The sequence below is a fragment of the Natrarchaeobius versutus genome, assembly GCF_041205745.1.
GTDB classification, from domain to species: Archaea; Halobacteriota; Halobacteria; order Halobacteriales; family Natrialbaceae; genus Natrarchaeobius; species Natrarchaeobius versutus.
Genome location: NZ_JBGFCC010000002.1, coordinates 14,840 through 34,240 on the forward strand (window position 1 = coordinate 14,840; position 19,401 = coordinate 34,240).

Here is a 19,401-nt window from a genome sequence, read left to right on the forward strand (position 1 = left end):
AGAATTTCACTCCTCCCAATAGTCGACGTCGTCGTCGGTTCGGTAGTATCCCGAGACGGTTCGTTCGTCCCGGCCACCCGGCGGGGAACCGGCGTAGACGCCGATCTTGTCCATCTCGGGGTAGACCGTGATGTCGGGCTCGTCCATCGTCGACACCATCAGGTATCGCAACGGCGCGTCGCCGGCGTTGACGATCTGGTGACCACCCTCCTCGGTGGCTGGAAACCCCGCGAAGTCGCCCGTCTCGAGCGACTTCTCCCCGTCTTCGCACCGGAGCACGCCCTCGCCGTCGAGGACGAAAACCGCCTCCTCGTTTCCCGTGTGGTAGTGATACGGCCAGGACCGTTCGCCGGGAGGGAGTTCGTACAGGCTACAGCCCAGACTGTCGGCGTCGCCGGCCTCCGAGAGCTGTTTTCGTCGGAATTTCGATTCTCCGCGGTCGTACTCCGTCCACTCGAGGTCGTCTTCGTTGATCGGCTCCATGTGCCAGAGAGCTACTCCCACGGTGGAGAAGAATTTGATTGCCGACGCGGTCGACCAATCGAGGGCGTTTCGAGGCGATGGGCGTCCACGATCCCTTCGGATCACGAACCGAGCCGACGAGCCCGAACGGTTGCGCTTAAGTTTCGGCTACGAGAATCGGGTTGTATGCAGGATAGAACCTACACGGCAGACGCCGAGCCAGGCGACGACGTCACCGTCGCCGGCTGGGTCCACGAGATCCGAGACCTCGGCGGTATCGCCTTTCTGATTCTCCGCGATGCGACCGGTAAGATCCAGGTCAAATTCGAGAAAGACGAGATGGACGACGACCTCGTCGAGACCGGGCTGGGCGTCTCTCGAGAGAGCGTCGTCTCGGTTTCGGGTGCCGTCGAAGAAGAACCGCGCGCGCCGACGGGCGTCGAGGTTACGCCGGAGTCGGTCGAGGTCGTCTCCGCCGCGGATCCGGAACTCCCGCTCGATCCCTCGGGGAAGGTCGACGCCGAACTCTCGACCCGTCTGGACAACCGGACGCTCGACCTCCGAAAGGACGAGGTGCAGGCGATCTTTGCGATCCGCGCCGAACTTCTGCGTGCGGTCCGCGAGCAGTTCCGCGAGTTCCGCTGTACGGAGATCACGACGCCGAAGATCGTCGCCACCGGCACCGAGGGCGGCACCGAACTGTTCCCGATCACGTACTTCGGCGAGGAGGCGTTCATGAACCAGTCGCCACAGCTGTTCAAACAGCTGATCGCCGGCTCGAACGTCGAGCGCGTCTTCGAGATCGGCCCGATCTTCCGGGCCGAAGAGCACAACACGCCGCGACACCTGAACGAGGCCACCTCGATCGACTTCGAAGGCGCGTTCTGTGACGAACACGACGCGATGGACGTCGCCGAGGGTATCGTCAAAGCCGGCTACGAGGCGATCGCCGAGAACTGCGAGGAGGAACTCGAGGCGCTCGGTCTCGAAGAGGAGTTCGATGTTCCGGAGGGTGAGTTCCCCCGGATCTCCTACGAGGAGGCCATCGAGCGCATCAACGCGACGGGCGAACTCGACGAGCAACTCGTCTGGGGCGACGACCTCCCCACCGAGGGCGAGAAGGCGCTCGGCGACGACGTCGGCGGCCACTACTTCATCACCGACTGGCCGAGCGAGATCAAGCCCTTCTACATCCAGGATCACGACGACGACGAACAGCTCTCGACCGGCTTCGATCTGATGCATCCGCAGATGGAACTGGTCTCGGGTGGCAAGCGCGAACACCGCCACGAGAACCTGATCGAGGGCTTCGAACAGCAGGGGCTCGACCCCGACCAGTTCGAGTACTACACCAAGATGTTCAAATACGGCATGCCGCCCCACGCCGGCTTCGGCCTCGGCGGCGAGCGCCTCGTGATGACGATTCTCGGTCTGGACAACATTCGAGAAGCGGTGTTGTTCCCGCGAGACCGACAACGGCTGAGCCCGTAGGGCGAAGTCTCCGAGAACCAGCAAGACGCTCACTCCGTTCGAGCCTTGCGGGACCGGCAACGGTTGATACGGTCTGCTGTCAGTCATTTCCGGTGCGACCGCGACCATCCTGCGGTCGCACCGGGACATCGGTACAGCAAACCGTATGAGTCCCTGACGAGGACGGCGAGTGTCACCGATGGGACGTATATTACGGATCGAAATTATTTTATCGTGACCAATCAGCTTTCGTGTAATTACAGACGTGTTTGTGAATACACAGGTGTTGAACGCAGTCCAGCTCATCCCGAGTGAGAGAGCGTTTCTGGTGTTCGTGCTCGCGTTCGGGACGCTCGCGATCGCCCTCCGGACGGTCTCCTGGATGGCGGCCGTCCAGCTCGATCGGCTGGTCCTCGGGGTCACGTACGTGACTGGTGTGGTGGGGTACGCGCTTACTGGCGACCTCGCGCTCCTGTTCGCACCGCCGACGGCAACGCTAGGGTGGATGCTCGTCGGTCGGTACGTCGGCGAGTCGCCGAAAGCACAGCGTCGTCCCGGTGGTGATGGCGCCGTTCAACAGCCTCGAGGCGGGGACGGCACGGAGACCGGACTCGATCCCGAGCAACTCGACACGGCGCCGCCGGGACACGACTTCTCGGACGTGGGCGGCATGGACGATCTCAAGGATACCCTTCGCGACCGTGTGATCGATCCGCTGACCCGCCAGCAGGTGTACGAGCGGTACGGCATCGGGGCCGTCAACGGCGTCCTCTTCTACGGGCCCCCGGGCTGTGGAAAGACGTTCGTCGCGAGCGCCGTCGCGGCCGAAACGGAGTACAACTACGTCGAGGTCTCTCCGACTGACGTCACGAGTAAGTACATCGGCGAGGCCGCGGACAACATCGCGACGGTGTTCGAGACCGCCCGCGAGAACGAACCGTGTCTCGTCTTTATCGACGAGATCGACGCGATCGCGAGCGATCGGTCGGGTCGGATGGCCGTGAGCGAACAACAGATGGTCAACCAGTTGCTGACGGAACTCGAGAGTCAACACGACTCCGATATCGTCGTCTTCGCGGCGACGAACTACCTCGAGGACGTCGACGACGCCATCCTGCGCTCGGGACGCTTCGACGAGCGTATCGAGGTCCCGCCGCCTGATCGTCGGGCGCGCTTAGCGATCCTCAGGCTCGAACTCGCCGACGCGCCCGTGGCCGAAAATATCTCGCTCGAGGCGCTCGCGGACGCGACCGCCGGCTACGCCTCGAGTGACGTCGCCCTGCTCGCCACCGTGGCGATCCGTCACGCGATCGCAGACGAGTCGCCCGTCGAGCAATCACACCTCCAGCAGGCGGTCGACGAGACCGACACCAGCATCGCGGACTGGCTCGATCGGTACGAGGATCGATTCGACGAGGATCTCGGCCGGTGGTCGTCCGACGATCCGGTCGCGTTCGACGAACTGGCCGGGATGGACGGCCTGGCGGCGGAACTCGAGCGGCGGGTACTCCAGCCGGTACGTCATCGCGACGGCTACGAGCGCTACGACGTCGATCCGATCGACGGCGCGTTGCTGTACGGGCCGCCGGACGCGGGGAAGACGTCGTTGGCTCGAGCGCTGGCGGCGGAACTCGATCGCCCAATCGTCGATGTCAGCCCCGATCGGTTCCACAGGGAGTCCGTCGACGATCCAGCGGATCGGGTCGCAGAGATCGTCGAGGACGCACGATCGACCGCCCCGAGCGTGTTGGTGCTCGACGACCTCGACGAACTCGCGCCGAAATCGGGCGGTTCGCGAGCCACCGACCGCGTCGGCGCCCGACTCGAGTCGCTGTTGCCGACCCTCGAGGAAGACGTCTTGGTCGTCGCGACCGCACGGGCAGTCGACCGGGTGGACGTCGACGTCCTCCACGCCGGGACGTTCGACGAACGGATCGAGGTGGGACCGCCGGACGGTGAGACGCGCGTCGCGATCCTGATCGATGCGCTTCCGGAACGGCTCGTTGCCGAGACCGTCGACCTCGAGGCGGTAGCGGAGGCGACGACTGGGTTCAGCATCCGTGACGTCCGCTATCTCGCGGGACGTGTCGCCCGCGGCGCCCTTCGCGAAGAAACGCGGATCACGACCGGCCGAATCGTGGAGGTGGCAGGCGAGGTCGAAGCGACCCTCGAGGAGTGGCGCGGTCCACAGACCAGCGGACTCACGCCGGAGACGGTTCCCGGCGGGAGCGGCCGGAGTCGCTGATCCACGCGGTGTGCACCGACCACGGAACTGCTCGAGGCGGGCTATCGATTGGGGCACAGACGTATCGGGGCTTGACCGGCCGGGCGTCGATTGCTGAGCGAACAGTATATAACGGGCGAGTCGCAAGGGACGCCAATGGGTGACGAGGCGACGGCGTTCGTTCCAGGGCACATTACGGGATTTTTCAGTGCACATCCGGACGACGATCCGACGAAAGCTGGCTCTCGAGGGGCAGGAGTGACGCTCACCGACGGCGTCGAGGTGGCGGTCGAACGCGTTCCTGAAGGGACGGAGTCGACCGTCGTCCTCGACGGCGAGGAGACCGATATCGAGCCGGTGTCGACCGTTCTCGAGACGCTCGGGGTTTCCGCCCGCGTCGAGGCCAGCTCTGAACTCCCACTCGGGGCCGGGTTCGGGGTTTCCGGCGCGACGGCGTTAGGAACGGCGCTCGCGGCGAATCGGGTGTTCGATCGCAAACTCTCGTTCAACGAACTGGTGACGGTCGCCCACGGTGCGGAGGTACAGGCAGGAACCGGACTGGGCGACGTCGTCGCCCAGGCACGCGGCGGCGTGCCGATCCGACTCGAGCCGGGATGTCCGCAGGTGAACAAGCTGGATGCGATCCCCGCTCGAGCGCGCGTCGAGTACGTCACGTTCGGTGAACTCTCGACGTCCGAAGTACTCTCGGGTGATACCCAACGGCTTACCGACGTTGGGACGGAGGCACTTTCGAAGCTGGTCGAGGAGCCAACGCTCCTCTCGTTTATGTACGCTTCACGGGCGTTCGCCCGGGAAACGGGATTACTGACCGAACAGGTCGCGCGGACGATCGGCGACGTCACCGACGCGAACGGTCAGGCCTCGATGGCGATGTTGGGGAACACCGTCTTCGCGCTCGGAACGGGACTCTCCGACGCCGGATACGATCCCGACGTCTGTGCGACTCATCCCGCCGGTGCGATGTTGAAGTGACGAACGGTTGAGTGGATCAGGACGGCCGCGCGATCAGTGACGAATCCACGTCCGACAACGATGGTTCCCTCACGACTACGGCAGACCACTCTCGTGGGTCGTCAGAGGTGATTTTCGTCCAACACGTGGCCATAAACTTATTAACTATTGTTCTAGTTATGCGTTAAGTTTGCGATGACATCCCAACTGAAAATACACCAGAACTTGTTTCGGCTGTACGAACACTACGTCGGCGAACCGGACTCGAGTTCGGACGTCTACGGCTACTGGCTGTTTATCGTCGGCTACCTCGTCGCCGCCGCGGGCGTTCTCATCTTCGTCGTCAGTTACGCGGGCGACACCGGATCGTACTATCTGATACGGATATCGACAGTTATCGCCGGAACGGGCGGTTCGATCGGACTGTTCGGACTCGTCCTCATGTTACCCGTTCGGAAACGTGCGATTCAAGCGAGCATCGTCGGACTGGTCGTCGCTCTCTCCGGTGTCGTATTCTCCGCGGCCGCGTATCCGTACCACTGGCGCGGGCACGGAATGGACCTGACCGTCGAAGGGATCGTGATCACATCGATCGGCGTCGGCACGCTCGGCGGCGTCGCGCTTCTCGTCCCGGTCGTCACCGGCCAACGCGGGATGTTCGTCGAGGAGGAAGGACAGACCGAAGATCCGCCGATTCTGACGGGCGACGCCATAGAGGGGGCACAGTTCGCCGTCTTTCGGGACGACGACGGCGACTGGAAGTGGCACGTCCTCCACCTCGAGGCGCTGGCAGGAAGCACCGACAGCGCCGTCACCCGCCCGGAGGCGACGGAGGGGATCGAACGCGTCAAGTCTCAGATCAGCTCCGCGGGGCTGATGGAGCTTACGACCTCGGCGTTTCGGCTATACGAGGATCGTGACGAGACCTGGCAGTGGACGCTCGCTCGCGAGGACGGGAGCGTCGTCGGCACCTGTTCGCGCGAGTTCGATCAGCGTGACGACGCCGAGGAGTCGGTCAGCTTCCTCAAAGATCGTGGCCCCGACGCGGACGTGATCGAAATCGAGGGAGCGGCGTTCACCTACGTCGAGGAACGAGATCGGTGGTTCTGGCGACTCATCGACGACGAACGGACGCCGCTCGCGACGGGTGAGACGGGCCACCGAAGCCAGGAACGTGCCGAGGAGGCCGCTCGCGCGTTCGCACAGCGGTTCGAACGCGCCCGCGTTCTCGACGTCGACGGCGTCGGAGCGGAACTCTACGAGCGAGACGGGCGATGGAGTTGGCGCCTCGTCGACAGCGACGACGACGTCCTCGCGAGTGCCGCGGACGAGTTCGACGGCCGACGGGACGCGGAAGCGGCCATCGAGGCGCTTTTGCCCGAGTTCGACTCGGCGTCGATCACCGTCGCGGGCGAGCCGAAACACGAACTGTATCAGACGGGCGAACAGTGGCAGTTCAGGCTCGTCGACGAGACCGAACGCGTCGTTGCCCGAAATCCCGAGGCGCTCGAGGAGTACGTCGAGGCGAAACGGCGAACCGAACAGTTCACCGACGGAGCACACGTCGCGGACGTCGTCGAGATCGAGGATGCAGAGTACGAGGTCTATCCTGCTGGCGACGGCCAGAAGCTAACGTACGACGAGACCGACGATCTCCCGGCGACGACGGACGGACAGGAGATGACCGCGGACGGCGGCGTGGTCGTAGAGGAGGCCGACGAGGAGGACGAACCGGAGTGGAACTGGCGACTCGTCACCGACGACCGCGAAGTCGTCGCCGCGAGCAACGAACCCCACACCGACCCCGAGGCGGCCGCGACGGCGATCGAACGCGTTCGCCAGCAGGCGAGCGAGGCCGATCTCATCGAGTTCGAGAACGCGGCGTTTCAGGTGTACGAGGCAGACTCCGGCGAGTGGCGCTGGCGACTCATCGACGAGGACGGGACGGTTCTCGCCGACAGCGGCACGGAACACACCACTCGAACCGAGGCCTCTCAAGCGATGATGACGCTCAAAGAGCAGGCGCCGGAGGCCGAACTGCTCGAGATCGAGACAGCCGCATTCGAACTGTTCGTCGACGACAACGACGAGTGGGGCTGGCGGCTCATCGACGAGGCCGGCAAACTCGTCGCAGAGGATCCGGCAACTCACCCGACTCGCGAGGCGGCGCGTGCGGCGATGGATCGGCTCCTCGAGCACCTCGACTCGGAGGTCAGGACGATGAATGCGCCGATATTCCAGCCCTACGCCGACGAAGACTGGCACTGGCGATTCGTCCTGCCGGACGGAGTGATCGTCGCGGTCGATGCCGAAGCCTATCCGACTCGTACCGATCTCGTCGATCAGCTAAGCGACGTCCGCGAGGCGGCCGCGTCGGCGAAACGGTTCATGATCGGCGACGTCACCGCCCAGCTGTACGGCACCGACGAGTGGCGGTTCCGACTGCTCGATCGCGACCGCGAGACGATCGCCGACTCGAGTGACTCCTACGCCGGTCGCGAGGCCGCACGGGAGGCGGTCACGACGATCACGGATCACGCCGCCGACGCGCCGGTGTTCACGATCGAGGACGCGGTGATCAGACTCGAGAGCGACGACGACTGGACGTGGACGCTCGTCGACCGCGAGCGCGAGGCGATCGGCCGGGCGGCCGACCCGGTCTCGAGCAAGGACGACCTGATTTCGCGGGTCGAGACGGTTCGACAACTGGCGCCGCGGGCCGGGCGAGTCGACTTCGACGTCGCCTCGTTCGAACTCGTCGCCGGCGAGGACGACCGCTGGCGCTGGCGGCTCATCGACGAGAACGGTCGATCGGTGGCGAGTGGCTCCGAGACGTACGCGACGACCGAAGCCGCCCGCGAAGCGGTCGCAGACGTTCGTGATCTGATCGAGGCCGCGAGCATCCTCGAGATCGACAGCGTCTCCTTCGAGTTGCACGCGGCCGAGGACGACGACGGCTGGCTCTGGCACCTGATCGACGAACACGGAACGACGATGGCCGAGAGCACTCAGGTCTACGAGAATCGAACCGACGCCCGCGAGGCGATGAACAGCGTCAAATCCCAGGCGCCGGACGGCTGGATCACGTTCACCGATTGATCCGCCACGGTGCCAAGCGAGCGGCCATCGGCCGGGCACAGACGAACAACCGTTTCAGACGGTCTGCTGTCCGTCAGTTCCGGTGACCGCGACCCACCCTGAGATTGCACCGGGACACCGGGACACCGTTCCGTCTCAGTACCGGCGAACCCGCGACCGTCTGGAGTTCGCTGTCAAAACGGCGATGTTCGTGTTCAGAACGGATCGGTCGGCTTTTTATTGGGCCACCCCAGTCGTCTCTCGTGAGCGACTACGATACCGTCTCCGCCGAGGTCGAACACGAAGACGAGATTCCGGAGGATCATCCCAGATACCAGGACCTGCTCACCCGTCACCGAATCGAGCGGGGCGTCGAGAAGGGGATCACTCACCTCCAAGGAATGCACGCTGAGGGCCGGGGGAGCGCCTTCGATTACCTCCTCGGCGAGGAGACGATTCCAAGCGCCGACGAGGCCGAACGCGCCGCCGCCGCCCACCTGTTGCTCGCCGATCGTCCCGTCCTCTCGATCAACGGTAACGTCGCGGCGCTCGTCCCCGGTGAGATGGTCGACCTCGCCGACGCTACCGGAGCGGATCTCGAGATCAACCTCTTCAACCGGACCCCCGAGCGGATCGAGGCCATCGCTTCCCACCTGCGCGACCACGGCGCGGAGGCCGTGAAAGGGCTCGAGGCCGACGCCCGAATCCCACGACTCGACCACCAGCGTGCGAAAGTCGACGCTGACGGCATCTACGCCGCGGACGTCGTCGTCGTCCCGCTCGAGGACGGCGACCGCGCCGAAGCGTTAGCGGAGATGGGCAAGACCGAAATCGTGATCGACCTCAACCCGCTCTCGCGGTCGCCCCGGGTCGCCGAGGTCCCCATCGTCGACAACATCATCCGTGCGGTGCCGAATATGACCGAGCACGCACAAGATCTGGCGGACGCAAGCGAAGGAGAACTGGAAGAAATCGTCGAGGCGTTCGAGCGGGAGGCGGCGCTCGAGGCGGCCGAAAAACGGATTCGTAACGGGTTGTGAGCCAGTCCCACCGCCACGATCGGAGCGACCTTGCTGGGTTGAGTCGGCACCTCAGCGAACCGAGAGTGTCTCGATCACGTACGAATAGAAGAGGAGACACGAGACCGTCGCGAAAAAGAAGACGACCACCCGAACCGGAAACCAAGACGTTGTCGAAACGGCGATAATCAGGCCACTGACGGCGGAGATACCGCCCACGGTCGCTCTGAGCACGGGATTTTCTATGGTCCACGGCGGATCCCACAGTAGTAGACGGCGTATTCGCACCATTTTCTATCCGCTCGGGTTGTTGTGTAGTCGAGTATACACGGACCGTGATGATAATATTACTCCTCGATACTCCTAAAACGGCTCGAGGGGATGTCCCTATCGTAGTCACTGTACGTCTTGTACACCTGATCGCCAGACAGATCGGTGATCAGTGCGTCAATCGGTGAAGTTGTTACTGTAACGAAGTACCGAAGTTCGATCCGATGGCACACTCGGCCTCCGGAACCCATCGCCATTCGTGTGAAACGTTTATCACGTCAACTGGTGTCCGATCAGTGGATATGCACCGAATAGTCCCGGATTCGAGGCAAATGGTCGCGATCGAAGAGGTCGAAAACTGATGTGTACGCGATTGGTCTACGTCGGCGACGGCGACCGCGTGCTCACCGGCCGATCGATGGACTGGAAGGAGGACATTGGGACGAACATCTGGGCGTTGCCACGCGGTATCGAACGCGACGGGGAAGCAGGTCCGAACTCGGTGACGTGGACGGCCGACTACGGGAGCGTCGTCTCGAGCGCCTACGACGTCGCGACGACCGACGGAATGAACGAGGCGGGGTTGGTCGCGAACCTGCTGTGGCTCTCCGAATCCGAGTATCCCGACTGGGACGGCGACGAACCCGCGATGTCGATCTCGCTGTGGGCGCAGTACGTCCTCGACAACTTCGCGACCGTGGCCGAGGCGGTCGAACACATGCGTGAGGAGGAGTTCGTGGTCGTAACCGACCACGTACCGGGCCAGGATCGGCTGGCGACACTTCACCTCTCGCTGTCGGACGCGAGCGGCGACAGCGCGGTCCTCGAGTACGTCGACGGCGAACTCGTCGTCCACCACGACCGCGAGTATCAGGTGATGACCAACTCGCCAACGTTCGAGAAGCAACTCGCCTTAGCCGAGTACTGGGAGGAAATCGGCGGAACGGTCATGTTACCGGGCACGAACCGGCCAGCCGATCGATTCGTGCGGGCGCGCTTCTACGTCGACGCAATTCCGCAGGTCGAGGACCGGCGGACGGCGACCGCCGGCGTCTTCAGCGTCGTTCGGAACGTCTCGGTCCCGTACGGGATCACCACGCCCGACGAACCCCACATCTCTTCGACGCGCTGGCGGACGGTCGCCGACCACGACGATCTCGTCTACTACTTCGAGTCCGCGCTGATGCCGAATGCGTTCTGGGTGGAACTCGAGGAACTCGACTTCTCGACCGGCACCGACGCCCAGCAACTCGAGCTCGGCCCCGATCAGTCCACCACGTACGCTGGCGACGTCTCGGACCAGTTGGTCACCACCGACCCGTTCCCGTTTCTCGAGGCAACCGCCGACTAGGGCCTCCTCGCCGGGTTCGACGCGAACCAACCGTCGTTTCCCTACAGTTTCGATCCGCGATCCGCGGCGACACCGCATCCCGCTCGCCGTCGCGGTCGATCTCGAGTGCCCCTCGCCGTCGACGAACGGCACCCTCGAGCCGGTCGTACGAGATAGCGAGATACTCGCTCGCACGCCGCGAGAGCGAGTCGGCGGTCTCGTAGTCGACGCCCGTCCCTCAGTCGATCGTCCTCGGCGTCCCCTACGTCGTGGAGGACGACGTGTCTGGTGGAAATCGAGTGGCTCGAGGCAAACGATTATTTTGCCGAACTCCGAACCGGGGAACGATGGGACGACTCGAGCCACCGTGTCTACGATCGGAACACGCCTCCCGCGGCGCGGCGGAGGGAGCGAAACTGGGCGGCAAAGTCGGCGGTGTCGCCGGACCCGCGGGCGGCGCGGTCGGCGCCGGCGTCGGCGCGGCGACCGGCTATCTGGCGGGGACGGCCCGCGACCGACTCCCGTTTTGAGAGCGATCGGGACGGTCGCACAGTTCACAAAGTCATAAATCCGTCCGCTGATTCCGCTCAGACAGAGATGGATACCTACGACCTGATGACCCGAAACGCCGAGGAGGTCGTCACCGACGAGGAGGTGCGCGAACTCGCCGACGATCCCGACGGGAAGCGCGCCTACGTCGGCTACGAGCCCTCCGGTGTGCTCCATCTGGGCCACTTACTGACGGCGAACAAACTCATCGACCTCCAGGAGGCCGGCATGGAGGTCGTCGTCTTGCTCGCCGACGTCCACGCTTACTTGAACGACAAGGGCACGTTCGAAGAGATCCGCGAGACCGCAGAGCGGATGAAAGCCCAATTCATCGCCTACGGCCTCGAGGAAGCACAGACCGAGTTCGTCTACGGCTCGGAGTTCCAACTCGACGAGGAGTTCGCCCTCGATCTGTACGAACTCGAGGTGTCGACGACGCTCAACCGCGCCCAGCGTGCGATGGCCGAGATTCAAGGCGGCGAGACCGCGAAGGTGAGCCACGTCGTCTACCCGCTGATGCAGGCCCTCGACATCGAGTACCTCGACCTCGACCTCGCCGTTGGCGGCTTAGACCAGCGGAAAGTTCACATGCTCGCTCGCGAGGAACTGCCCGAACTGGGCTACGACGTCCGCCCGGCGCTTCACACCCCCATCGTCGCCGACCTCGAGAGCGGCGAGGGGAAGATGTCCTCGAGCCAGGGCGTCACGATCTCGATGGAGGACTCGACTGAGGACCTAGAAGCGAAGGTCAACTCGGCGTTCTGTCCGCCCACGCGGGATCCGGAAGGCGACCTCGAGAACCCGGTCCTCGAGTTGTTCGAGTACCACGTCTTTCCGCGGTTCGAAGAAATCGTCGTCGAACGCCCCGAAAAGTACGGCGGCGACCTCAGCTACGAGAGCTACGACGACCTCGCCGCGGACCTCGAGTCGGGGGAACTTCACCCCGCGGACGCGAAGGGAACCCTCGCGAGCTACCTGGACGAACTGATCGCGCCGGGCAGGGAGAAGCTTCGCGAACTGCGCTCGTAGGCAACGACGGCACGTCCAAACGGAATGGCCGGCTCATCCGAACGGAGCGCATGACAGTCCGGCCGGACGAATACGAGACGTGACGGTAGCTAGCTCGCCAAAACCACCAGCTACGCCGATTCGGCGGAATCCGACTTCTCCTGGCTCTCGGCCCACTCGAGCAGTGGCTCGAGTCGGCGACAGAGCTCCTCGCCGGTCGGCGTGAGGTCGTACTCGACCCGCGGCGGAATTTCGGCGTACCGTTCGCGCGAGAGATAGCCCGCGTCGACGAGTTCCTCGAGTCGCGCCGAAAGCGTCGAACTGCTCACGTTCTCGAAGGCCTCGTCGATGTCGCCGTATCGGGCGGGGCCGATCGCGCCGACGACGCAAATCACCTGCATCGCGTACTGGCGGCTGAGCTGGTCAAATACGCCACCCAATCGGCAGTAACACGACGGACTCTCGTCGGCCGTCGGTAGGGGGTCGTCGGTCGAAATCGGGTCATCGGACGCGGAATCGCTGGAATCTTCAATCACTGTCGATCACGGTAGTTGCTTCGTTACTTCGGACTCGACAGTACAAATACTTTCATACCCGAAGTATAGTCGTATGTCGAACGATTCGTGCGGTTGTGACGGTTGTACGGCTCCTCGAGAGATCGAAGATACCGATCCGGACGCGACGGGCGGGGGCGGGTACTGGATCGACGGGGACGACGTCGCGGACGCACCGCTTCCCGACGACCTATGCGCCGTATTGGGTCGGTTCGTCGACGACGATTCGATCGAGACGATCGCCGACTACGTCGCGGCGTTTCGACGGCGAACCGACGGCCCGCTCGAGGCCACGGATCTCTGTCACGTGGACGAACACACGGGACACTGGGGCGTCGTCGACGGCGAGAAGTACGACTTCCGGTGCGTTTTCGACGCGGTGATCCTCGCGCGACTGGTCGAAGACGAGGCGACGATACACACCGAGGCACCCGACGGAACGAGCGTCGTTGCACGCGTGAGCGAAACCGGCGAACTCACGGCGATGCCGGCGGAGGCGACCGTCTCCTTCGGGATCGACGGCGCCGTCGATCCGCTCCCGGCGGGCGAGGGGGGACTTGCGGAGGCATACGGCGCGGTCTGTCCGTACGTCAGGGCGTTTTCGAACCGCGAGGCCTACGAGGCGTGGGCACAGACGGTGCCGGCGGCCACCGTCGGGACGTCGCTCGCGGGAGCAACGGTTCTCTCGGACGTCATCGTGGGGTAGCGTTCTCCGCTTGCACCGTCGGAACGGGAACGGACTCGAGGACGCCGTCGATCACGCTCGCCTTGGCGACGTCGTTGACCGTCGCGTCGGGTGTGAGCACGAGACGGTGGGCGAGGACGGGATGGGCGACGCGTTTGATGTCGTCGGGCGTGACGTACTCGCGGCCGACGAGCGTCGCGTACGCCCGAGCGGCTTCGAACAGCCGCTGGGTTCCCCGCGGGGAGACGCCAACCTCGACGCGGCCGTCGACTCGAGTCTCGCGGGCGAGTGCCGCCACGTACTCGAGGAGGTCCTCGTCGACGCGGACCGATTCGGGGACTCGGCGGAGCCGGTCGACTTGTTCCGGGCTCAAAACGGTCTCGATCGAGGGGCTGGTCGTCTCCCGGCCGGCGCGTCGTCGGAGGAGTTCGACCTCGCCGTCCTCGTCGGGGTATCCCATCGAGGTCTTGACGAGAAAGCGGTCGACCTGCGCTTCGGGGAGGGGGAAGGTTCCCTCCTGCTCGACGGGGTTCTGGGTCGCGATGACGAAAAACGGATCGGGAAGCTGGCGCGTCTCGCCGTCGGTCGTCACCTGGCCTTCCTCCATAGCCTCGAGCAGGGCGGCCTGGGTCTTCGGCGGGGCCCGGTTGATCTCGTCGGCCAGCACGATGTTGGCGAAGATCGGTCCATCGTTGAACTCGAACGAGCGCTCGCGTTCGTTGAAGACGTGGGTGCCAGTGACGTCCGCGGGGAGCAGATCCGGCGTAAACTGGATGCGAGAAAACGAGAGACCGAGCGCGGATGCGACGCTTCGGGCGGTCAGCGTCTTTCCGGTCCCCGGAACGTCCTCGAGGAGGACGTGACCGCGGCCGACGACCCCCACGAGGATCTCCTCGAGGAACTCCTGTTCGCAGATGACCGCGTCGCCGATCGCCTCGAGGACGGTCGTACACTCGGTGCTGGCCTGAGAAACGTCCATGGATGGACGTACACCGCTCCTGTCAAATCGTTTTCGCTCCTCGAGCGGTAGCGGTTCACAGGCGGGGAGAAAAATCGAAACGGGTAAAAACGTCTCCCGGGTAGATGAAGGTGAGCCGAGATAGCCTAGCCCGGCCAAGGCGGCAGATTCGAAATCTGCTGTCCTCACGGACTCGGGAGTTCAAATCTCCCTCTCGGCGCTTTTTACGACGACACTGACGGTGAGCGGAGCGAACCGTCCGTCGTCGTGAAAGCAATACAGGGGAGTTTGAGCCAGGGAAGCCGATGCTCGCGAACGAAGCGAGCGAGATCGTCCGACCGTGGTTCAAATCTCCCTCTCGGCGCTTTTCCGACGAACGAACTGACGAGCGGAGCGAGTCGCCGGTTCGTCGGAAAACGACACGGAGGAGTTTGTACGAGACCAGACGCGCACAACGAAGTGAGCACGTCTGGACGTTGTTCAAATCTCCCTCTCGGCGCTTTTTACGACGAACGAACTGACGAGCGACGTGTAGCGGCTCGAGTCATCTCGGTCGCCGTGAGCGGAAACGATTCGAATGCTCATCGAAATCTCTCTCGAGATGTTCGATATCTTTAATCGGAGATTGTGTAACCAAGTTTATTTCCGCCCTGGATATTCGAGAAGCTATTTTTCGGCCATCAGACTTATTCGAGGAGTATGACATTGCGGAGCCATGGTGGGTTCAGCAGACGAGGAAAGTAGTGATCGGTCCGTTCGGAACCTATACGACGTTCTTCGGGGACGGTACTTCTTCAAGATCGGCGCGGCGATTCTGGTCGTTACGGTCGTTCTCCTCGGTGCCGGCTACGTGACGTTCGCCGACGTCCAAGCGAGCGTCGAAGCGGACGCCGACGAGACGCTGACGAACGCGGCCGAGCGCGAGGCCGCCGGAATCGACAGCTTCATCGCGGACCGCAACACCGACGTCCAGGATCTCTCGGCGGATGAGACCATCTCAAACGGCAACGAATCCGAAATCAGGGAGATACTCGAGTTACACCACGATGCGCTCCCCGAAAACGTCGTGGAGATCCACTACTACAATATGGGGTCGAACCGGCTCGAAGTGAGTACGAATCACGACCGGGAGAACGAATACTTGAACCCGGGATACTATCCGTGGGCGTCGAACCCGGAGGATTTCGACGATACGGACGAGGTTCGTTCGTTCGAACCGTACGCGATCGGTTCGAACAAGCGCCTTGGGTTTTTGAGTCCGGTAGAGGGACAGAGCGACTACGCGATCGTCATCGTCGTCGACCTAGAGGAGCGCGGCCAGTTGTTGACCTCGCCCGTCGATGGTGGCGTCGTCGAGGTCGTTTCGACCGATACCGGCGAAGTGACGCTTGCAGAGGATACGGACGCGATCATGGACGAGTACTTCTTGCTCGAGGAGCTCCCCCACGTTCAGGAGACCGTCACCGATTCGCGTATCGACGCCGCGACGATCGATCACGAATACGTCGACGAGGACGACGTCGTCGTCGCGACGGTGCCGCTCGAGGAAAAACCTTGGGCGGTCACCGTCATCGCTCCCGAGAGCGCGGTTTACGGGACGGTCGGTGACGTGACCCAGAGTATCGTGCTGTTGATCGGAATCGCCGTGATCGGGTTCGTCGCCGTCGGGACGGTCATCTCGCGGGACGTCAACGGCTCGCTCGAGGAGATGACGGACTACGCCCGGGAGATCGAAGACGGCAATCTCGACGTGTCGATCGACCGCTCGCGCGTCGACGAGTTCGGCCAGCTCGCGGTCCTGTTCGCCCGTATCCGGGACACGCTCGACGATCAGTTGGCGGAGGTCGAACACCGGGCTGAGGAGGCAGAAGCCGAACGCGAGCGGGCCGAGGAGGCGAAATCGGAGGCGGAGACGGCGAAAGCAGACGCGGAGGAAGCAAAAGCCGAAGCCGAGGAACTCAGCCACCATCTCGAGGAGAAGGCGACGGACTACCGGGAGGCGATCGACGCCGCGGCCGACGGCGACCTGACCAGGCGACTCGATACGACCAGCGAGAGTCAGGCGATGGCCGAGATCGGCGAGTCGGTGAATCGGATGCTCGCGGACGTCGAGGCGTTAGTCGTCCGCATCCAGTCCGTCGCAGGAGACGTCGATGCCAGAAGTTCCGACGTTACCGCCTCCGCCGGGGAACTCGAGGACTCGAGTGCGGAAGTCGCCGAGAGCGTCGAACAGATTTCCGCCGGGGCGGAACGCCAAAACGAGAGTTTGACGACCGCGGCCGCGGAGATGAGCGATCTGTCGGCGACCGTCGAGGAGATCGCCTCCTCCTCCGATTCCGTCGCCGACCAGTCCGAACGGGCGTCGTCGCTCGGCCAGCAGGGAAAGCGAGCGGCCGACGATGCGATCGAAACGATCGACGGCATCGAGACGAAAGCCGACGCCACGGTCGCCGAAGTCGAAACGCTCCGCGAAGAGGTCGAGCGGATCGGCGAGATCGTCGACATGATCGACGACATCGCCTCCGAAACCAACCTGCTGGCGCTCAACGCCTCGATCGAGGCGGCCGCCGCCGGCGAAGACGGCAACGGCTTCGCAGTCGTCGCCAGCGAGGTCAAATCGCTCGCAGAAGAGACAGACGAAGCGACCTCCGAAGTCGAACAGCTGATCCAAACCGTCGAAGAATCGACGGAATCCGTCGCCGAGGACATCTTTGGCATGCGCGACGACGTCGAGGACGGCCGGCGGACGATCGACGAGACCGCCACAACGCTCGAGTCGATCGTCGAGGGGATCGAAGAGGCCAACGAAGGAATCCAGTCGATCAACGACGCGACCGACGATCAGGCCGACTCCGCACAGGAAGTGGCGACGATGGTCGACGACGTGGCGACGGTTAGCGAGGAAACCGCAAGCGAGTCACAGAGCGTCTCGGCGGCGGCTGAACAGCAGACGAGTGCGATCGAGGGAATCGCGGAGAGTGCGGAATCGCTATCCGAACGGGCCGACGGGTTACGATCGCTCGTGAATCGATTCGAGACCGACGCCGACGCGGAGCGAGTGCACTCCGCCGACGAGGCCGACCTTGCTGATGAGAACGAAATCGTTCCCGCCGGCGACGACTGATTTCCAACGGACGCTGTGACCGTCGGGCAGTCCTATAGTAGCCACTGAACGTCATTGCACACCCGATCGCCAGACGGATCGGCGACCGGTGTGTGAATCGTTTCAGTTGTTACGATAGCGTCCCAATCCACTTACGGGACGAGTGAAGGAACTGGGCGAGCGTTGCCCGAACGAAGAGTGATACCGACCCGCACCCGTCGTGCGCAGGGCTGTTTCTTAATGTGGTATCTCTGGTTGGAAAACCCGCTATCGAGTGACGATGTCTCTGTGTACAACCGTTCATCGAGGTGACCGACTTCGATGACGTCGGACGGTGCGGACGAGTCGACGGGCGAACCGTTTCACCCCCTCGGCGAGACCGCCGAGAAGAACTACGAGACCATGCTCGAGGAGGGCGATTACGACGCCGAGCTCGGGATGGACATGGCGAAAGACGCCATGCGACTGACGAAAGGGGAGCTCACCGAGGAGGAGTTCTACGACCGCTATCACGAGGACGTCCTCGAGGAGTTCGGCGAGGACAGTCGGCCGATGGCCGAGCGGATCGAGTCGGCCCGGGAGGAAGGGCGACTCGAGGACGCGCTCGACCGGCTCGGTCTCGGAGAGCAGTCCCGGCGCGAGACGATGAAGAAGATGGGTGCCGGCGCAGGATTCCTCGGACTCGGCGCCTGGGGGGCGACGAGCGACGACCCCGAGCCCGCCGTCGCCGTCCAGGACGAAGACGAGGAGGGGTACGACGAGGACGAACACGAAGTCCAGTGGGGGATGGCCCTCGACCTCGAGACGTGTGACGGTTGTCTCTCCTGTGTCGTGGCCTGCCAACAAGAGCACAACTGGAACGAAGGAGCGAACTGGATGTACATCCTCGCCTACGAGGACGGCGTCGTCGAGTCGCCGGAACCCGAGGAGGCCGAATCGGTTCGCGACTTCAACTACCTGATCCGGCCCTGCCAGCACTGTACCGACGCACCCTGTGAGAAAGTCTGTCCGACGACCGCACGCCACACTCGAGAAGAAGGCGGGCTGGTGTTGACCGACTACGACGTCTGCATCGGCTGTCGGTACTGTCAGGTGGCCTGTCCCTACGGCGTCAACTACTTTCAGTGGGACGATCCGGCGGTTCCGGACGACGAACTCAACGAGGATATGGTCACCGATCAGCGCGACCGGCGCGTCAGCAGTCGCGGACCGCGTGGCGTCATGGAGAAGTGTATCTTCGACCCGGCCCGCCAGGATGGACAGATGGGCGAAGACATGGTCGGCACGACCGCCTGCGAGGACGCCTGCCCGCCGGGGGCGATACAGTTCGGCGACATGAACGATCCCGACAGCGATCCGCGACAGTACCTCGACAACGTCCCGTTGGCACGAGCCATCGAAGCGGACCCCGAGGACGAAGAGCTACAGGAGGCGATCGAGATCCTCCAGGGCGAGACGGAAGCCGACGACGCAGAGCTCGACGAGGAAGAGGCCCTGCAACTCGTCGAGGCCGAGTACGGCGACGAGGGATCGCGGTTCAAGCTCTTAGAGGAGTACAACACCAATCCGAACGTCACGTACCTCGGTAACGAGCCCGGGGAAAACGCCGAACAGGTTCCGGGGCCCGTCGCCTACGAGGACGTCGGCCAAGTCGACGACCGAAACGAAGTCCTACAGGAGAAGACGGTCGGCGGCGTTGACGGCCTGTCGCTGTAGCTC

14 protein-coding genes and 1 tRNA gene are annotated in these 19,401 nt (G+C 63.6%); 12 read left to right on the plus strand and 3 right to left on the minus strand.

Going from position 1 to position 19,401, the window contains the following annotated elements; translation table 11 throughout:
• Positions 1–6: 6 nt before the first annotated feature.
• Positions 7–483 carry a cupin domain-containing protein gene (locus AB7C87_RS05440; protein ID WP_369728404.1) on the minus strand — a complete coding sequence of 159 codons (477 nt, stop codon included), beginning with the start codon at positions 481–483 and terminating at the stop codon, positions 7–9.
• 165 nt (positions 484–648) lie between these two features.
• Between AB7C87_RS05440 and aspS the strand changes: the two genes are divergently transcribed.
• The 8 genes from aspS (at position 649) to AB7C87_RS05480 (ending at position 12,403) form a co-directional block, all read left to right on the plus strand.
• The gene (gene aspS, locus AB7C87_RS05445) at positions 649–1,953 is read left to right on the plus strand and encodes an aspartate--tRNA(Asn) ligase (RefSeq protein WP_369728405.1); all 1,305 of its coding nucleotides are present in this window, start codon (positions 649–651) and stop codon (positions 1,951–1,953) included.
• A gap of 265 nt (positions 1,954–2,218) precedes the next feature.
• Positions 2,219–4,177, plus strand: coding sequence for an AAA family ATPase (locus AB7C87_RS05450; RefSeq protein ID WP_369728406.1), 1,959 nt, complete (start codon positions 2,219–2,221; stop codon positions 4,175–4,177).
• Positions 4,178–4,312: 135 nt separating this feature from the next.
• On the plus strand, positions 4,313–5,149 hold the full coding sequence (locus AB7C87_RS05455) for a pantoate kinase (protein ID WP_369728407.1): 837 nt from the start codon (positions 4,313–4,315) through the stop codon (positions 5,147–5,149).
• A 174-nt stretch (positions 5,150–5,323) separates the two neighbouring features.
• The gene (locus AB7C87_RS05460) at positions 5,324–8,227 is read left to right on the plus strand and encodes a DUF1508 domain-containing protein (RefSeq protein WP_369728408.1); all 2,904 of its coding nucleotides are present in this window, start codon (positions 5,324–5,326) and stop codon (positions 8,225–8,227) included.
• A 242-nt stretch (positions 8,228–8,469) separates the two neighbouring features.
• Positions 8,470–9,246: a 4-phosphopantoate--beta-alanine ligase gene (locus AB7C87_RS05465; RefSeq protein WP_369728409.1), complete on the plus strand. Its 777-nt coding sequence runs from the start codon at positions 8,470–8,472 to the stop codon at positions 9,244–9,246.
• Positions 9,247–9,856: 610 nt separating this feature from the next.
• Positions 9,857–10,846 carry a linear amide C-N hydrolase gene (locus AB7C87_RS05470; RefSeq protein ID WP_369728410.1) on the plus strand — a complete coding sequence of 330 codons (990 nt, stop codon included), beginning with the start codon at positions 9,857–9,859 and terminating at the stop codon, positions 10,844–10,846.
• 326 nt (positions 10,847–11,172) lie between these two features.
• Positions 11,173–11,355 carry a hypothetical protein gene (locus tag AB7C87_RS05475; RefSeq protein ID WP_160047757.1) on the plus strand — a complete coding sequence of 61 codons (183 nt, stop codon included), beginning with the start codon at positions 11,173–11,175 and terminating at the stop codon, positions 11,353–11,355.
• A 67-nt stretch (positions 11,356–11,422) separates the two neighbouring features.
• Complete coding sequence (locus AB7C87_RS05480) at positions 11,423–12,403, plus strand: tyrosine--tRNA ligase (protein WP_369728411.1); 981 nt, start codon at positions 11,423–11,425, stop codon at positions 12,401–12,403.
• Between the two features lie 110 nt (positions 12,404–12,513).
• Here the strand turns inward: AB7C87_RS05480 and AB7C87_RS05485 are convergent, their stop codons facing one another.
• Positions 12,514–12,918: a winged helix-turn-helix transcriptional regulator gene (locus AB7C87_RS05485; RefSeq protein WP_369728412.1), complete on the minus strand. Its 405-nt coding sequence runs from the start codon at positions 12,916–12,918 to the stop codon at positions 12,514–12,516.
• Positions 12,919–12,991: 73 nt separating this feature from the next.
• Between AB7C87_RS05485 and merB the strand changes: the two genes are divergently transcribed.
• Positions 12,992–13,642 (plus strand): organomercurial lyase, encoded by a 651-nt coding sequence (gene merB, locus AB7C87_RS05490; protein WP_369728413.1) that lies wholly within the window; start codon positions 12,992–12,994, stop codon positions 13,640–13,642.
• On the opposite strand, the gene AB7C87_RS05495 is transcribed toward merB, so the two are convergent.
• Positions 13,629–14,600, minus strand: coding sequence for an AAA family ATPase (locus AB7C87_RS05495; protein WP_369728414.1), 972 nt, complete (start codon positions 14,598–14,600; stop codon positions 13,629–13,631). The two genes, merB and AB7C87_RS05495, sit on opposite strands and share 14 nt — an antisense overlap.
• A gap of 114 nt (positions 14,601–14,714) precedes the next feature.
• Between AB7C87_RS05495 and AB7C87_RS05500 the strand changes: the two genes are divergently transcribed.
• The 3 genes from AB7C87_RS05500 (at position 14,715) to AB7C87_RS05510 (ending at position 19,398) form a co-directional block, all read left to right on the plus strand.
• A tRNA-Ser gene (locus AB7C87_RS05500) sits at positions 14,715–14,799 on the plus strand.
• A 495-nt stretch (positions 14,800–15,294) separates the two neighbouring features.
• Complete coding sequence (locus AB7C87_RS05505) at positions 15,295–17,703, plus strand: methyl-accepting chemotaxis protein (protein WP_369728415.1); 2,409 nt, start codon at positions 15,295–15,297, stop codon at positions 17,701–17,703.
• 300 nt (positions 17,704–18,003) lie between these two features.
• Positions 18,004–19,398 (plus strand): 4Fe-4S ferredoxin N-terminal domain-containing protein, encoded by a 1,395-nt coding sequence (locus AB7C87_RS05510; protein ID WP_369728416.1) that lies wholly within the window; start codon positions 18,004–18,006, stop codon positions 19,396–19,398.
• Positions 19,399–19,401 lie beyond the last annotated feature (3 nt).

Coding starts and splice junctions, on each gene's coding strand:
- AB7C87_RS05460 (WP_369728408.1), top strand. CDS start 5,324: ATGACATCCCAACTGAAAATACACCAGAACTTGTTTCGGCTGTACGAA.
- AB7C87_RS05505 (WP_369728415.1), top strand. CDS start 15,295: ATGGTGGGTTCAGCAGACGAGGAAAGTAGTGATCGGTCCGTTCGGAAC.
- AB7C87_RS05475 (WP_160047757.1), top strand. CDS start 11,173: ATGGGACGACTCGAGCCACCGTGTCTACGATCGGAACACGCCTCCCGC.
- AB7C87_RS05440 (WP_369728404.1), bottom strand. CDS start 483: ATGGAGCCGATCAACGAAGACGACCTCGAGTGGACGGAGTACGACCGC.
- AB7C87_RS05470 (WP_369728410.1), top strand. CDS start 9,857: ATGTGTACGCGATTGGTCTACGTCGGCGACGGCGACCGCGTGCTCACC.
- aspS (WP_369728405.1), top strand. CDS start 649: ATGCAGGATAGAACCTACACGGCAGACGCCGAGCCAGGCGACGACGTC.
- AB7C87_RS05455 (WP_369728407.1), top strand. CDS start 4,313: ATGGGTGACGAGGCGACGGCGTTCGTTCCAGGGCACATTACGGGATTT.
- merB (WP_369728413.1), top strand. CDS start 12,992: ATGTCGAACGATTCGTGCGGTTGTGACGGTTGTACGGCTCCTCGAGAG.
- AB7C87_RS05510 (WP_369728416.1), top strand. CDS start 18,004: ATGACGTCGGACGGTGCGGACGAGTCGACGGGCGAACCGTTTCACCCC.
- AB7C87_RS05480 (WP_369728411.1), top strand. CDS start 11,423: ATGGATACCTACGACCTGATGACCCGAAACGCCGAGGAGGTCGTCACC.
- AB7C87_RS05495 (WP_369728414.1), bottom strand. CDS start 14,600: ATGGACGTTTCTCAGGCCAGCACCGAGTGTACGACCGTCCTCGAGGCG.